13 protein-coding genes and 1 tRNA gene are annotated in these 17,343 nt (G+C 27.5%); 5 read left to right on the forward strand and 9 right to left on the reverse strand.

What is annotated here, in order from left to right; genetic code table 11:
- Positions 1 to 21: 21 nt before the first annotated feature.
- A complete protein-coding gene (locus BP997_RS03650) occupies positions 22 to 450 on the forward strand; it encodes a peptidylprolyl isomerase (RefSeq protein ID WP_409198212.1) in 429 nt (142 codons plus the stop codon).
- 50 nt (positions 451 to 500) lie between these two features.
- On the opposite strand, the gene BP997_RS03655 is transcribed toward BP997_RS03650, so the two are convergent.
- Genes BP997_RS03655 through hisF form a run of 3 tightly spaced genes read right to left on the reverse strand, consistent with a single transcriptional unit; the run spans position 501 to position 3,093 of the window.
- Positions 501 to 1,265, reverse strand: coding sequence for a hypothetical protein (locus tag BP997_RS03655; protein WP_413824993.1), 765 nt, complete (start codon positions 1,263 to 1,265; stop codon positions 501 to 503).
- A gap of 16 nt (positions 1,266 to 1,281) precedes the next feature.
- Positions 1,282 to 2,253, reverse strand: coding sequence for a DNA glycosylase (locus BP997_RS03660; RefSeq protein WP_413825042.1), 972 nt, complete (start codon positions 2,251 to 2,253; stop codon positions 1,282 to 1,284).
- Positions 2,254 to 2,268: 15 nt separating this feature from the next.
- The gene (gene hisF, locus BP997_RS03665) at positions 2,269 to 3,093 is read right to left on the reverse strand and encodes an imidazole glycerol phosphate synthase subunit HisF (protein WP_413824991.1); all 825 of its coding nucleotides are present in this window, start codon (positions 3,091 to 3,093) and stop codon (positions 2,269 to 2,271) included.
- Positions 3,094 to 3,267: 174 nt separating this feature from the next.
- On the opposite strand from hisF, the gene BP997_RS03670 reads away from it, so the two are divergent.
- Positions 3,268 to 3,341: transfer RNA gene (locus tag BP997_RS03670), tRNA-Arg, on the forward strand.
- 18 nt (positions 3,342 to 3,359) lie between these two features.
- Here BP997_RS03670 and BP997_RS03675 read toward each other — a convergent pair.
- Positions 3,360 to 5,138 (reverse strand): helicase C-terminal domain-containing protein, encoded by a 1,779-nt coding sequence (locus BP997_RS03675; protein WP_413824988.1) that lies wholly within the window; start codon positions 5,136 to 5,138, stop codon positions 3,360 to 3,362.
- 265 nt (positions 5,139 to 5,403) lie between these two features.
- On the opposite strand from BP997_RS03675, the gene cobI reads away from it, so the two are divergent.
- Positions 5,404 to 6,114, forward strand: a complete 711-nt coding sequence (gene cobI, locus BP997_RS03680) for a precorrin-2 C(20)-methyltransferase (protein ID WP_409198216.1) — start codon at positions 5,404 to 5,406, stop codon at positions 6,112 to 6,114.
- 29 nt (positions 6,115 to 6,143) lie between these two features.
- Here cobI and BP997_RS03685 read toward each other — a convergent pair whose 3' ends face one another.
- Entirely contained in the window at positions 6,144 to 6,959 is an 816-nt protein-coding gene (locus BP997_RS03685) for a V4R domain-containing protein (protein WP_409198217.1), read from the reverse strand.
- 380 nt (positions 6,960 to 7,339) lie between these two features.
- Here BP997_RS03685 and BP997_RS03690 point away from each other — a divergent pair, with 380 nt between their 5' ends.
- Together BP997_RS03690 and BP997_RS03695 are read left to right on the forward strand one after the other, a co-directional pair.
- Entirely contained in the window at positions 7,340 to 8,572 is a 1,233-nt protein-coding gene (locus BP997_RS03690; protein WP_409198218.1) for an FprA family A-type flavoprotein, read from the forward strand.
- 71 nt (positions 8,573 to 8,643) lie between these two features.
- On the forward strand, positions 8,644 to 9,060 hold the full coding sequence (locus tag BP997_RS03695) for a ferritin-like domain-containing protein (RefSeq protein ID WP_409198219.1): 417 nt from the start codon (positions 8,644 to 8,646) through the stop codon (positions 9,058 to 9,060).
- Between the two features lie 247 nt (positions 9,061 to 9,307).
- Here the strand turns inward: BP997_RS03695 and BP997_RS03700 are convergent, their stop codons facing one another.
- Genes BP997_RS03700 through ileS form a run of 4 tightly spaced genes read right to left on the reverse strand, consistent with a single transcriptional unit; the run spans position 9,308 to position 17,275 of the window.
- Positions 9,308 to 10,465: a site-2 protease family protein gene (locus BP997_RS03700; protein ID WP_409198220.1), complete on the reverse strand. Its 1,158-nt coding sequence runs from the start codon at positions 10,463 to 10,465 to the stop codon at positions 9,308 to 9,310.
- 45 nt (positions 10,466 to 10,510) lie between these two features.
- On the reverse strand, positions 10,511 to 11,740 hold the full coding sequence (glp, locus tag BP997_RS03705) for a gephyrin-like molybdotransferase Glp (protein WP_409198221.1): 1,230 nt from the start codon (positions 11,738 to 11,740) through the stop codon (positions 10,511 to 10,513).
- 28 nt (positions 11,741 to 11,768) lie between these two features.
- Positions 11,769 to 13,922, reverse strand: a complete 2,154-nt coding sequence (gene purL / locus BP997_RS03710; RefSeq protein ID WP_413824986.1) for a phosphoribosylformylglycinamidine synthase subunit PurL — start codon at positions 13,920 to 13,922, stop codon at positions 11,769 to 11,771.
- A 26-nt stretch (positions 13,923 to 13,948) separates the two neighbouring features.
- Positions 13,949 to 17,275 carry an isoleucine--tRNA ligase gene (gene ileS, locus BP997_RS03715; protein ID WP_413824983.1) on the reverse strand — a complete coding sequence of 1,109 codons (3,327 nt, stop codon included), beginning with the start codon at positions 17,273 to 17,275 and terminating at the stop codon, positions 13,949 to 13,951.
- Positions 17,276 to 17,343: the final 68 nt, after the last annotated feature.

Below are 17,343 nucleotides of genomic sequence, written 5' to 3' on the forward strand. Positions count from 1 at the left end.
AATATTTAAAGAGTTAAAAAAATGAAAACTGCAACTATAGAAACAGAAAAAGGAAATATTATATTAGAATTATTTCCCAATGAAGCACCAGGAACCGTAGCAAATTTTGAAAAACTTGCAAATTCAGAATTTTATGATGGCTTAACTTTTCATAGAGTTATTCCAGATTTTGTAATACAAGGTGGAGATCCAAATGGTAATGGAACAGGTGGACCTGGATACACAATTAAATGTGAAACTGAAGGAAATCCTCATAAACATGGCGTAGGAGCATTATCTATGGCTCATGCAGGTAAAGATACTGGAGGAAGCCAATTTTTCATAACTCATTCTCCTCAACCTCATCTTGATGGTGTACACACTGTATTTGGAAAAGTTATTGAAGGTATGGATGTAGTAAATGCTATAGAACAAGGAGATGTCATGAATAAAGTAAGAGTTAAAGGATAAAATCCTTTACAAAACTCTTTTTTATTATAAGATATTTTAAAAAAATATTTTTATAAAAAATCTTTTAAATCCATATTAATTAATTTATAATAAGTTTTATGTGATCGAACAACATCTTCCATAGTTATATTTTTATCTTCTCTTTTTACTGCACTAGAAGCAGCTAAAAATATTAATAAATAATTTTCTGTTAAATTAAATCTAGTATTGTACATATCCATATTCTTAGAATTAACATTTGTAATATTATTTCTAATATTTTGAATTTTACTAAAAAGTTTTTTACTTTTTTTATCCCATTTTATAGTCTTTAATTTGTCATAAAAATTTTGAGTAGGTGGAGTATAATCTAAATCTTGATTAAATTCATCAAATAAAACCATTACTTTATCCATTAAGTTAAATATTCTTTCAACACGAACTAAGTGAGATGATTTAACATTACAAATAGTAGATAATAATGTAAATGTACTAATAAACATAGTATATATTATTAAGTCCCCATGTAATGAGGGCAAATAAATTAAAGGCTTACTTAAAACAGAAGCATAAGTTAATTGAGGATATTTGTTAGAAAATGATTCATTATTAGATGAATTTTTATCAACGGAAATATTTAGTCTCTCATAATCTTTTTCTGCAGTATTTTTAGCTTCTTTAAAAATTTTTAAGTAAATCTCACAACCAAATAAGTTTTTAGTATGTTCTAAAATATTGGATAATCCTTGAATATTGCCAAATTCCTGTTTAATTTTTTTAATTTGGTTGATAGTATAATTTTTTTCATCTGAAATGGAGTAATTAATATCTTTCATATAATTTCCTACTTAATTAAATTTTAGTTAATTTATCCATTAAACCAGATTTACGAGCATAATGAAAAAGGTATAATTGTGCATATCCTGCATAATCTCCAAATTTATCCATTCCAAAATCACGAACTTTATTGGCAGAGATATCTTCACCATTAAAGTAAAGATTAGATATTATTCTTTTTATCCATACATCAGAAGGAAAAGCTTCTTTAAAACCAAAACCATATAATAAAATACAATCCGCAACTTTAGGGCCAACACCTGGAATTTTTATAATAGTTTGAAATGCTTCATCATATTCCATTTTAAATATATCATTATAATTTAGTTGATTTGTAAATATATCTGAAGTTTTTTTCATATATTTAGCCCTATAACCCACACCACATGATTTAAGATTATTAACACAACATTCAATCTCTGTATGATGGTTTAATGCTTCATATTCTTCTAAATCATCTTCATAAACTTTAGATAAAGTTGAGGGAGTAGGAAATGTGAAAAAATTTCCAGAAGGAAATAAGATTTCTTTACCCCATTTGTAATTGATTTGAGAAATAGATTTAGTCCAACGATTAATTGAATTATTAGCACTGCAAATAGATGAAATAATACATTCAAAAGGATTTTTAGCTAAAAATAGGCGTAACCCATTACAAAATTTTATAGAATCAATTAATTTAGAATCCATCATTAAAAACTTGTAAAATTTATCTAAATCAAAATCTAAATTATATATTTTAACAATTTCAGAACATATTTCTTTTTCTAACGATTTTTTATTAATGGATGAATCTAAATTTAATGGTAATTCATAATTTAAATTGAATGATTTAAAATTCTTTTGGGATAATTTTATAAGCACAGGAGATTCTTTTAAAATTAATAAACTTTGATACTCACCTTCCTCATTTATAACCCATGGAGGTTGTGAAGTTTGACCAGATGATTGAGTTAATTCCAAATTTATTAATTTATTAAATTTCATCATTTTAACATCCTATTACATACGAACATTAACACCATGTTCTTTTAAATATTTTTTTACAACTGGAACAGGATATTCATTAAAATGGAATATACTTGCAGCTAAAGCAGCACTTGCATTAGCAATTGTAAATGCTTCTTTAATATGTTCAGGTGTTCCAACTCCTCCAGAAGCTATTACAGGAATATCCACATTATCATTTATAGCTTTTGTAAGATCTAAATCGTAACCATCTTTAGTTCCATCACCATCCATAGAAGTCAATAATATTTCACCTGCCCCTTTCTCTTGACATTTTTGAGCCCAAGAAATTGCATCAATACCAGTAAATTCTCTACCTCCATATATACTACAATCAAACCAACAAAGACCTTTATCTGTTTCTATTACATTCTTATCAAGTGCTTGAGTTTCATCATCAATATATCTTCTTTTAGCATCTATACCTATGACTACTGCTTGGGAACCCACAACTTCAGCAGCTTCGGTTAAAAGATTAGGATTATGAATAGCTGCAGTATTTGTAGAACATTTATCCGCTCCAGCTTTAAGCATATTTACATAATCTTCTACTTTACGTATTCCTCCACCTACACATATAGGGATGAAAACATTCTCAGTTAATCTTTCAATAACTTCTTTCATGGTCCCTCTTCTTTCATGAGAAGCTGTTATATCCAGTATAACTATTTCATCAGCACCATCTTCATAATAGCGAGTAGCTAATTCTACAGGATTACCTGCATAACGAATTTGTTTAAATTCAACCCCTTTAACAACTCTACCTTCTGGAATCTGTAAATCACAATCTAAACATGGAATAATTCTTTTAGTTAACATTAAATACTCCCTTAATAATATCTTTTTATACATTTAATTTTAAAAAATTACAATCTTTATAAAAATTACAGTATTATATAATATGTTTTGATATTTAAAAAATACTAAGGATTTATTAATAATAAAAATTAAATTATTTAATAGTATTATATTTTTAATATAATATTAAATAATGGTCCTATGGTCTAGCCTGGAATGACGCGGGACTTCGGATCCCGAGATCGGGGGTTCAAATCCCCCTAGGTCCGTCTTTTTTTATTAAATATTCAAAAATTATCATCAATGATTATTGCATCTTTAAAAAAGTCAGGAATTAAAGATTTATATAATGGACTTTTAAGTAACATTTTTATATCACTATCAAGGATATAAGTTACACAAGAATCATCTTCAGCTCTCATTCCCCTACCATATGCTTGCATTAATGTCATGACTGTTTTATATGCATACCAACGTTGATCTCTTTTTCTTCTCATATTAACTTGTTTATCTCCCAAATAAGGAAATGGTATTTTGTATATAACTTGGAATCTACATTTATCATATGGTAAATCCACACCCTCACTCATTGATGGAGAAACTAAAACTAATGGCTCCTGATTTTTTTCAAAATATTTTAAAATTCTTTCTCGATTAGTGGAATTATGAGAAATCAAACGTGAATTTGGTAAATTACGAGTTATATAATTTTGACATTTATAACTGTTTGTGTGTATTAATCCTTTATCGTTCTCATGTAGTTTAAGGATTTTATTAAGTATTGGGAGAGTTTTTGGAGCAGTGTGTTTTACTCTATTAGCAGACATTTTTCCAGCTAATTTAAGTTCAATTGGCCTTTTTTCAGGAGGAAATGGACTATCTGCTTTAATATGGTAAACTTCTTTTGGATTAAGTCCTAACCATTTAGAGAACATTTTATGAGATAAGATAGTAGCACTTAAAAAGATTACAACATCCCCATATTTAAATAAATAATCTTCAGCATAGTGATGAATTCTAAGTGGTTTAAAAGAAACTCCTTCATCGGTAGGGTCTATAACCCAATTTCGAGGTTCTTTTTGAAGATTTTCTTTCAATTTCTTCAATCTAAATGTAGTAGAATTAATTCTTTCTATTTTATTTTTTGGAAGATCTTTAATATCTATATCTTTATATGCATCATAAATTGCATCTATTTCATTGATCCAATCCTCAATTCCTCCATTATAAAGAGTTTTAGGACTTATAACTTTATGAATATCTTTTTCTAAACGTTTATTATAAAGATTTAATTCTAAAATTCTCATTAATTTATTTTCTATATTATGGGCTTCATCAAGGATTAATAAACTACGTTGACCGAAATGTTTGACATAATTTAATTCTAAAATAGCATAATCGTAATTCATTAAAGTTATTGGAGAATTTATAGCATTTGCTTTTTGTTGCCAATAATTACAATGATTTTCAGATTGATAAAATAAAACACCTCCATTAGAATCTTCAAAAGCTTCTGTAGCATCAAGAGTTGGATTTTTTACTACTCCAAATGGGCAGGTAAATTTAGAGGAAGAAGGTGATGTTTTACATGTTCCCATATCACAAGTTGTGTCTAAATTTTCATTCAAACAACCAAAATTGGATCTCCCTTTAACAAGAGGAAAATGAAATTCATTCATATATTGAGATTGTAATTGTTTAGTCATTGTTAATATATATGCAGATTCATACATTCTAGCTAATGTTGTGGCAATAGCTGATTTACCTGTTCCGGTACCTGCTTCTAAAATTATATATTTATAACCCTTAGAAATAGCATCTTCTATATCTTCGATTATTTCAAGTTGACCTGGTCTAGGGTTATTAAATGGAAAATTTTCTATAATATTTTCATTAATATTGGGATATTTATTTTTTAAAAAATCAATTTGAATTTTAGGTAAAGAATTATCTTCAAATGAATAAGATTGAGGTATTTTTACTTCTTCTAATTTTTTTTTAGTTTTAGATTTTTTAAAATTATCTAATTTTATATATTCTGTTTCGGAACTCATATTATTACTCATATATGTATTTTTAAAATGTTTAGCTATTTTAATATCTTTTGTTGATTAATTTTGCAACAAATTAACTTTTTTAACATCCACTTAAGACAAAAAATAGAATTACTCTTTTACTAAAATATTGAATCTGATAATATAAATAAATAAACCTAGAGTATGTGAAAAGTAATATAAAATTTAATTTAAAATAAAAGATATTTATTAAATGAAATGTATAATAAAAATTTAATAAGATGAGTAATTTAAAATAATTATTAAAGTGATAAATTTGGTAAAAAAAGGAAAACTAATTGGAATTGGAGTTGGGCCTGGAGACACAGAATTATTAACTATAAAAGCAGCAAATATTCTATCAAAAATTCCTGTGATATGTTCCCCAAAATCCTCAAAAGAAAAAGATAGTATAGCTTTATCAATAATTAAACCTATTATTGAAGATAGAGAAGATAAGGATACATTAAAAATTTTAGATCCTATTTTTCCAATGACTGAAGATAAAAATATTCTAGAAAAACATTGGGATGATGCTTCAAGAATAATATCCAATTTTTTAGATAAAGGACTGGACGTAGCATTTATAACATTAGGGGATCCTGCTATTTTTTCAACATTTTCTTATGTGCAAAAAAGATTATTCACAGATTACACTGTTGAAATGGTTCCAGGAATTACTGCATGTACTGCATGTGCATCAAGTATTGGTAAGCCATTAGTTGAAAAAAATGAAGTTCTTAGTATAGTCCCTAAAATTGATAATAGAATAGAATCAATATTAACAGAAGGTGATTCTATTGTTTTAATGAAACCTTCAAGAAATACTGATGAACTTGAAAATATTATTAATTTTAAATCTGAAGAAAAAGAAGTATTTTCTGTTGAAAAATGTAGTATGAAAGATGAGAAAATTATAAAAGGATTTTCTAAAGATAAACCTTATTTAACTACTACTTTAATCAAATTTAATAAAAAAAGTAATTAAATAACTAAAATTTTTAGTTATTTTAAAATTTATTCTGATTCAACTAAAGGAATGAATTCTTCATCAGTAGGTTCGACTAAGAAAGTACAGCAATTATCTCCCATAGTATAACATTTAATTTCTGTCACTTCAACTACTTGTTTTAAATAAGATGCTAATAAAGATTCAATTATTCCTGCGTCTAAAAAACATGCAGGTTTTCCGGTTTTTGGAAGTAAACCACATTCAAAACAATCAACTGAAGTAATTTCAATTGTATCACCTAATTTAATACTTAATTCTCCAAGACCATTATCTTTCCAGAAATTTATAATATTTTCAGCAAATACATTAACATCATCATCTTTTAGTTCTTCATATATTGTTTCACCAATATGTCTTCCAGTATCCAATAATATAGGGTCAATATTTATTCCTTCTTGAATTAAAGTAGATCTTAAAGTATGGAATAATAAAAAAGAAAATTGAAAATTAGTTTCATTAAGAATGTTATCAATCAAGAAATCTATTTTTCGTTCTTCCAATTCTACAGGTTCAGCAGCTTCAATTTCCCCTAAACATCTGGATTTAATATAAAATATTTTTTTTCTATGATCATTTGGATCAAATTTGTAAGATACAATACCATCTTCTCTTAATGATTTTAAATGAACGGAAATGGTGGATTTAGATTTTCCTGTGTTTTTAACTATTTCATCAAATTCCATTTCATTATTTTTAAGCATTGATAATATTGTAAGTTTTACAGGACTTTTTACAACATTGACTCCAATTTTTCCATCAATTTTTGAAAAAATTTGGATAGGAGGTTCTTTCTCTTCTAATTCTAAATTATTATTATCCATTATTAGCCTCTATTTAACGACTTTTATTAATTAATAAAAAAAATTTTAATTTTATAATTATAAGCTTATAATTAATTTTAATATTTATAATATTTATACTTGTTCCTATAATTACTAATAGTTTTAGCATATTTTTAATATCAATGAAATCTTATTAAATAGATAGACTTAACTTGAAATAATAATTATTTTATTTAATAATATTTTTAATTTTTTTTGGATATTTTTTACTTAATTTTATATTTCATTGAAAAATAATGATATCAAATATTTTATTAAAACAATACCTTTATATATTATAAATTAATAAAATAAAACTAATGTTCTAGTAAATACGAACATGTTTTTAATAATTTCTAAAAAAATATTAGAGGGAAAAAATGAAAGCAAAAGCTCAAAAAATCGCTGAAGGAGTATACTGGATAGGTGTACTTGACTGGGACTTAAGATCTTATCATGGATACACATTAGATGGTACTACTTACAATGCATACTTAGTATTTGGAAAAGATAAAACTGCATTAATTGATAATGCATATCCAGGAAAAACCGAAGAAATTATGGCACGTATAGATGATGCATTCGAACAAGAAGGAAAAGATGTAAACATAGATTATATCATACAAAACCATGTTGAAAAAGATCACAGTGGAGTATTAGTAGATCTCCATAAAAGATTCCCTGAAGCTCCAATATACTGTAGTGAAATAGCTGTAAAAGGATTAGAAAAACATTACCCCGCACTTCAAGGATTAGATTTCCAAACTGTAGGTACTGGAGATTCATTAGATTTAGGTGGAAGAACCTTTGCATTTTTAGATGCATTTTTACTTCATTGGCCAGACAGTATGTTCACTCTCTTAGTAGAAGATGGAATTTTATTCCCAAATGATGCATTTGGACAACATTTATGTTTCACCAAAAGATTTGATAAAGATATTCCTGATGAAATACTTATGGATGGGGCAAAAAAATTTTATGCAAATTTAATTACTCCTCTTTCTAAAAAAGTTCTAAAAAAATTTGATGAAATTATAGAATTAGATTTATTAGATAAAATTAAAATGATTGCACCATCACACGGTCAAATATGGACAGACCCTATGAAAGTTATTAATGCTTACAGTGGATGGGCTACTGGAAAATTAGCAGAAGATAAAATTACTATAGTATATGATACAATGCATTACTCAACTCAAACAATGGCACATGAAATTGCAGAAGGTGCAATTGCCGAAGGATATGATGTTGAAATGTTTTATTTACATGAAGATGAAAGAAGTGAAATTGTTAAAAGTATTTTAACTAGTAAAGCAGTAGCATTCGGTGATCCAACAATAAATGATTACCCATTCCCAAGTATGGGAGATATTTTATTCTATTTAAAAGGTCTTCATTTCAACAGAACAGGATTTAAAAGACCTGCTGTAACATTTGGATCCATGGGAGGAAAAGGTGGATCACCAGATATATTAGCAGAATATTTAAATGATTCTGGATTTGATGTAATAGAAAAAGATGAAATTTATTATGTACCTAATGAAGACGAAAAAATAGCAGCATATAAATTAGGTCAAGACTTAGTAGCAGCTGCAAAAAAATTAGAATTATAAACATACCCAAAAATTAATATTAATGTAAAATATATATTAAAATGAAAATTTAAATTATTGGAGGAAAAAATATGGCAGAATATGAACGTAAAATAGGAACTACAGTTAATACTGATGTAGAAAAAGAAGTAGCAGGAAATTTCAAAGGAGAAACTGCTGAAGTAGGTATTTATATGGCTATGGCTAGACAAGCATCAAGTGAAGGTTATGGAGAATTAGCTGAAGTATTTAAAAGATTAGCATTTGAAGAAGCTGAACATGCAGCAAGATTTGCTGAAATGAATGGTGTTATTAAGCCTACTTTAAGTGAAAATATTGATATGATGCTTGATGGTGAATTAAAAGCTAATGTTGAAAAAAGAGAAGCTTCTGATAAAGCAAAAGAAGCTGGTCTTGAAGATGCAAGCGATTTCTTCCGAGAAAGTTCTAAAGATGAAGGACGCCATTCAAGAATTTTAGAAGGAATTAAAGAAAGATATAATTTATAAATTTCTTTAACCTTTTTTTATTTTTAATAAAAAACTTAAAAATCAATAATCTATTTTTTGAATATAAAATAAAGTCCTTTAAAATAAAAAAACAATACATTAAAATAAATGATTACAATAATCATATATAAATAATTAATCATTTAACCTTAAATATAAAAGTTACTAATTTTAAATCATGATTTCAAACGAATCATGTACATGTAAATTATATTTTATAGAAAAATAAAAAAATTAAAAAATTTTTTTATAATAATGCTGCACTAAAACCATAAATTAAACTTATTATAATTATCATTAGCATTAAATAAGATGAAAATTTTGTCAACAATTGAACTGTTTTTTCAGACAATTTATAACTTAATAATGTTTCAAACATCAAACCCCCATCTAAAGGTTTCATAGGCAATAAATTAAATGAACCTATTGCAAAATTTAGGAAAAAAATCCAATTAAATAATTGAATCATTGGAAATATTACCCAAAGAACAGGACTTAATTGATTACTCCCTAAATCATTATTAAAACTATAATGTTTAACTGTTTGAACACCCATATAACCTAAAGTTTTATTATTTGGATTTTCTCCTAACTTAAAACTATAAATTCCTTGATCCGTCGATACATGAACCGTTTGATATGGTCTAAATGTTTTTATTGTATTTATGTAACCTTGAGAATTATCAAAACTTTGATTATTTATTGACTCTACAACCATTCCAGATTTTAAAATCCCATCTGCAGGAGCATCAGAAACAACCCTATCAATGCTTACCCCATCTTCATGAAAATACATTGGAACAACAGCAGAAGATAAAACCAAAACAATGATTAAAGAAATAACTGCAAGAACCATATTACCCATTGATCCTGCAGCATAAATTCTTAACTTACCAGATTTGGACAAATGTTTAATTTCATCTTCATCAGGTTCAACAAAAGCCCCAGGGATTATCGCAAACAATAATAAACCAATAGAATTAATTTTTACATTTTCTACTCTAGCTAATATTCCATGAGAAAATTCATGAATAATAATCACTGTGATTAAACCAATAATACCATAAAGAAATGGTATAAAAATTGGTGATCCTGGGATATCAACTCCAGGAATAACTAGTCCAACTGCAGGAGTTTGAGATATATTGGCAAATGAGTAAATTAAACTTACTGCCATGAAAATCATTAAACCAAATGAAATAATGATTCCTATATTCATATACCATTTCCAAAACTTTTTAGATTTATTAGCTATTCTGTCTATAAATCCCCTAAGTCTTTTTGTCTTCCATAATAATACTGGAAATTCAACTTCCACATCATGTTTGACTAAATAATCTTTAAAAATTAGAGCGAATAACCAAATAATAATAAAAGCTATAACATAATACCAAATTCCATTCATGTTTTCACTTACAAAAATTAAATTAATAAATATTAAAAATAGGAATTAATATTTATCCCATATCATTGAATTAAAAAATACTAAATTTACAAGGTCCCCTTTTTCTATTCCTTCATTATTTTCATCAATGATTATATAACTATTTGCTTCAACCATTGATCTAATAATTCCTGAACCTCTATTTAATATATGTTTTGCATATTTTTCATCAGCATAAGTTCTAATAAAATCAGTTCTACCTAAATTTGATGGAATTTTTAGTAAGGATTCTCTTTCAACAATTTTAAAATCAAAATTAAGCCCTTGCATTTGAATTAAATATTTTCTTGCAAAAATATCAAATTGGGCCATAGCTGCAACTGGTTGACCAGATAATGTGAAAACAATAGTATCATTAATTATACCAGACCCTACAGGTTTTCCAGGTCTTATAGAAACACCATGAAATAATAATTCTCCAGAATCTTCTACAGCATCCACAACAACATCCCCTTTACTAATTGCAGTTCCACCTGTAGTTATGATAACATCAAACTCTTTTGAATTTTCAATAAGAATAGATTTAACTTCCTCAAAATTATCATGAGCATGTTCTACTTCAACAGTAGCGCCTGTACTTTGGATTAAAGAAGAAATTGTATATTTATTTGAATTAATTATTTTAGCTTTATCTAAAGTAGAAGAAGGTTCAACTAATTCATTACCTGTAACAATTAGTTTTACTTTAGGTTTTTTATAAACTTTTATTTCTTTAAAACCAGCTGAAGCTATCAAACCTAACTCTTGAGATCTAATAAATGTATTTGAATCTAAAATTTTATCTCCCTTTTTTAAATCCTCACCTAAAGGTGAAATATTATCTTTAGGACTAACTTGAGAATGAATATCTAAATCATTACCCTCATGTGAGGTGTACTCTTCCATTAAGACCGCATTAGCCCCTTTTGGAATTGGAGCTCCTGTAGCTATCCTAATTGCTTCACCCGATTTTATTGTTTTTTCAGAAAAGTCCCCCGCACCTATAAAATCTATTAATTTAAGATGTTTATGATTATTATTAGATGCTCCAAATGTATCTTCCGCCAAAACAGCATAACCATCCATAGCAGATTTATCAAATGGTGGAGAATCATGAAAAGAATATATATTTTCAGCCAAAACTCTATTATGAGCATCTTTAATATCTATTTTTTCTATATCCATAATTTTTTGAAAATTATCTACTTTTTCTAAAGCATCATCTAATGGCATTAATTTTGAAAAAAAACCTTTCATATAATTTCTCCATCTCATCACATATTTATTATGACATATATTGTTCTATTACTCCATTGTAAGAATCATTTAATTTTTTAATTGAGATATTTATATCAGCTAATATTAATGATTTTCCTTTAACTTCCCCAATACAACTACAAGGAACATTAATTTTTGATAAAATATCATTTAATGCATCTGGTTTTACAGTGATAATATATCTTCCATGAGATTCAGAATAAATTAAATTATTAATAGTTAGTTCATCCTCTTTCGGAATTTTTGATACATCAATTTCACAACCATATTCTCCAGAAATTGCCATTTCAGATAAAGCTACTGCAATTCCTCCTTGAGAACAGTCATGCACTGCAGTGATAAATTCATTTGAATCCTCTTTAATTAAATTTAAAACAGCATTTGCATTATCAAATTCTTCATCAATTCTAACTTTTGGTGCTTTTCCTTGTTCTATGTTATGAACAGATCTATAATATTCAGAACCTCCAACTTCATCATAAGTTTTTCCAATTATGATTATTTTATCATTTTCATTTTTGAAATTCATAGTTCGAATATTCTTTAAGTTTTCAACACCAATAACTCCCACAGCAGGTGTTGGATTAATTTTTACACCTTCCATTTCATTATAAAAACTAACATTTCCACTAATAACTGGAGATTTAAATTTAGAAGCCATATCAGACATTCCCTTAATACATTCTTGGAATTGCCATAAAATTTCAGGATTTTCAGGATTTCCAAAGTTTAAACAATCAACAATAGCATAAGGAGTGGCACCCATAGAAACTACATTACGTATTGCTTCAGCAACTGAACCTGCCCCACCATCATAAGGTGATAATTTTGTGTAAATAGGATTTGAATCTGCAGTTAATGTTACAGCTGTATTTTCATCTACTTTAAGAACTGCTGCATCATCTCCAGGTTTAACAACTGTTCTTATTTGTACCTCATGGTCATATTGTTTATAAACCCATTTTTTACTTGCAATATTTGGAGAAGATAAAATTTTTATTAAAGACTCAGATAATTTTGGATCATTAACTTTAACGCAAACATCATTTTTAATTGGTTCTTTAATCTCACGATTAAGAGAAGGAGGATCTGCTAACAATAAAGTAGGTAAATTTGCAATTTCTTGATTTTCATCAAAAATAATCATATTATCTCCATCAGTAACTTCTCCAATTACTTCTGAAATAATTTCATGTTTATCACAAATAGATTTAGCTTTAGCCACATCATCAGGATTCAATACAAAAACCATTCTTTCCTGTGATTCTGATAACATTATTTCATATGGAGTCATTCCAGTTTCACGTAGAGGTATAGAATTTAAATCCACTATAGCTCCATTGTTAGAAGAATCAGCTAATTCTGAAATACAGCAAGTTAATCCTCCTCCACCTAAATCTTTTACTCCTGAAACATTAATTTTTTCAATTATTTCATAAGAAGCTTCCATTACTCTTTTTTTTGTAAAAGGATCACCTACTTGTACAGCAGGTCTATCCTCTGTTTCTGAATCAGAAGTTAATTCTTCAGAAGCAAAAGTAACACCATGAATTCCATCTCTACCTGTGCTGCCCCCCATCAAAAAGAAGACATCTCCAGGATTAGGTGCAATTCCATAAACTAGTTTATCTTTATCCACTAAACCTGCACAAAGAACATTGACTAATGGATTAGTTCTAAATGATTCATCAAATTCAACTTCTCCTGCAACAGTAGGTACTCCAACTCTATTACCATAATCAGAAATCCCTTTTACAACATGTTCAAAAAGATATCTAGATTTTTGATCTTTATCTATTGGACCAAAACGAATAGAATCTAATAAAGCAATCGGTTTTGCACCCATAGATATTATATCTCTAAGAATTCCACCAATTCCAGTACCTGCACCCCCATACGGTTCAATAGCAGAAGGATGATTATGACTCTCCATTCCAACAGCTAGAGCTAATTTATCAGTTATTGAAACTATACCCGCATCATCTCCTGGACCTAAAATTATGTTTTCACCTTCAGTCGGAAATGTTTTCAAAATAGGTCTACTACTTTTGTAAGAACAATGCTCTGAAAACATAACATCTAACATACCCTCTTCTAAGGGATTCATTTTTCTCCCAAGAATTCCCTTAATATATTCCATTTCAGAATTTTCCAAAGTCATTTAAACACCTACTAACAATAGTTTTCTTATTTTTTAACTATAGAAATCATGATTTCTTCATCTTCTATTTTCCATTTCTTTGTATATTCATCTTCAATAGCTTCAGATTCAGGCACACAAACAGATGTATTCCCTTCTACTAATGTAAAAGTAATTGCTCTAACTTCGTTTTTAATTAAATCTGACTGTTTTTGTACTAATTCTTTGAATTTTGAACTTGAATAAACTAAAACTCCAATCATAGATTCTACATCCAAATCCATATCTTTTCTCATATCTTGAATTCTTCTAATAAGTTCACGAGACATAGCTTCAGATAATATTTCCTGAGTAATTTCTGTATTTACAAAAACATTTCCACCATCAAATTCAGAACTAACTACATTATCAGGGAGTTCAGTATCATATAAAACTTCTTCAGAAGAAAGTTCTATTTCTTTTAAATTTCCTTCTCTATCTTCAGTCTTTACAATATATTTACCATTAGATTCTAATTCTTTTTTAATAATATTACCATCAGCATTAGCAAAGTGTTTTTTTACTAATCCTAAATCTCCTTTAAGTTTAGGGCCTAATATCTTTAAATTTGGTTTAGCTACAAATGATAAATCTTTAAACTCTTTTGCTGTTAAAACATTTTTTGTATTAGATTGGTCTTTAATAATATCTTCAAAATAGTTAACTGCATTTATAATTTTTTCATCTTGTGAAACAATTGTGATATCATTTACTGGCCATCTTAATTTGTATCTAACTATATCTCTTGCCCTAGCAGATGCTTCAATGATATTTCTTACTGAATCCATCATTTCTTCAAGATTAGTATCTATAAGATTTTCATCAAATTGCCATTTTTCCATGTGTATACTTTCTTTAGATGTTTGTTTAACATTAACAACTAAATTATGATAAATTTCTTCACTTAAATGTGGTGTTATAGGAGCCATTACTTTAATTAATATTTCAAGAGCTGTGTAAAGACTGTAATAAGCACCTAATTTATCAGGATCATTACTTTCAACCCAAGTTCTTCCTCTTATTAATCTTACATACCATCTACTTAAATCTTCTAATATAAAATGGTTGATTTTTCGAGTTGCTAAATGGAAATATAAATTATTTAAATCTTCACCTACTTCTTTAGACAAAGTATTAGCTTTAGATATAATCCATTTATCTTCTTTTCTTAAGTTTATATTGTCTTTAGTACAATTTTCAGGATTAAAATTATCTAATGACATATAAGTAGTTGAAAATACATACACATTCCACAGAATATTAAACATTTTTTTAACATTGTTTAATTCATCCCACACAAATTTAAGATCATCCCAAGGTTTACATGCCCAAAGAAGATAAAATCTTAATATATCCGCACCATACTTTTCAATAACTTCTTCAGGTCTAACAACATTACCTAAAGATTTACTCATTTTTTTACCATCTTCATCTAATACAAAACCATGCATTAAAACTTTCTTATAGGGTACTTCATCTAAAGATATAACACCTGCACCTAATTGAGAATAAAACCATCCTCTAGTTTGATCATGACCTTCTGTTATAAAATCATAAGGATACCATTTTTTAAAGCCTTCTTCTTTTTGAGGATAATATAAAGATGCCCATCCAGCAACTCCTGAATCAATCCAAACATCTAAAACATCAGGTATTCTAGTCATCTCATGTCCACAATCACATTTAAATTTTATTTCATCAACATAAGGTCTGTGGACTAATTCATCATCATTAGCTTGAATTTCATATATAGATTTATTCTTTAATTCATTTACTGAACCAATTACTTCAATTTTGCCACAATTTGGGCATTCCCATATAGGAATAGGTATTCCCCAATATCTTTGTCTTGAAATTGTCCAATCTTTAGCATTTTCAACCCAATCTTTAAATCTTTGTTGTCCTGCCCATTCAGGAATCCAATTAACACGATTTAATTGATTAAGCATTTCTTGTTTTATTTCAGTAACTTTTAAAAACCATTGTTCAGTAGCTAAATAGATTATCGGAGTTTTACATCTCCAACAAGTTCCATATCTATGGATTATTGTTTCATTTCTTAATAAAGATCCATTATTTTCCAAATCATTTAATATATTTTCATTGAACTTTTTAACAAATCCACCAACATATATTCCTGCATCTTCAGTAAATTTTCCTTCTTCATTTACTGGACAAAATATTGGTAAATCAAATTCTTTACCAATTTCAAAATCATCAGGCCCATGACCTGGTGCGGTATGTACACAACCTGTCCCTTCTCCTAATTCTACATGATCACCAGGTAATATTTTATGAACATTTTCTATTTTATCCATTTCCAATTGTTTTGGGATTTCATTAAATAAGGGATAAACATAATCTAATCCTTCAAGATCTGTACCTTTAACTATTTTGATAATTTGATAGTTTATAGTTTCTATAACTTCTTTTTCATATTCAATATCTTCGTTTTCAGCATAATCTTTTTCAATTTTGTGTTTTAAAACTTTTTTAGTTATAGGTTCTCCAAAAATAGGTTCAACTAAATCTTCAGCTAAAATTAATATTTCATTATTAATTTTCACAAATGCATAATTAAAATCAGAATTAACACAAATAGCTAAGTTTGCTGGAAGAGTCCAAGGAGTTGTTGTCCATACTAATACATATTCTTTAAGATTTTCATTATTTTCTTCTTTAGATAAAATGTTATCTTTTAAAGGGAATTTAACATATATGGAAGGATCTTCTTTTTCTTCATAATCTATTTCAGCTGCTGCTAAAGCTGTTTCACAATGAGGACACCAGCTTATTACTCGTAAATCTTTAGTGAGTAAATTTTTTTCATTAGATCTTTTAAGAGTCCACCATGCAGATTCCATATACTTAGGATCCAAAGTCATGTAAGGATTTTTCCAATCCATCCATACACCTAAACTTTGAAATTGTTTAGTCATAGCTTCTTTATTTTCCATTGCAAATTCTTTACATTTATTTACAAAACTAGCTATTCCAATTTTATTTTCAATTTCTTTTTTACTTTTTATACCCATTAATTCTTCTACTTTATGTTCAATTGGAAGACCATGAGTATCCCATCCTGCTTGTCTTCTTAAAGAATACCCATTCATAGATTTATATCTTAAATGAGTATCCTTTAAAACTTTATTCCATGCAGTACCTAAATGGATTTTACCACTACAATATGGAGGTCCATCTAAAAATGAATATTGTGGACCATTTGCATTTAATTTATTAACTTTAGAAAAAATTTGATTTTGTGACCAAAAATTTTGGACTTTATCCTCAATTTTTGAATACTGATATGATTTTTCTGCCTCTTTTAATGGCATGTATTATCTCCTGTAAATGTTATGATAATGTTTTTCTATGATTAAATAAGTGTATTATTTGAAATATT

Source organism: Methanobrevibacter sp. UBA412, assembly GCA_002495685.1.
Taxonomy (GTDB): Archaea; Methanobacteriota; Methanobacteria; order Methanobacteriales; family Methanobacteriaceae; genus Methanobrevibacter_A; species Methanobrevibacter_A acididurans.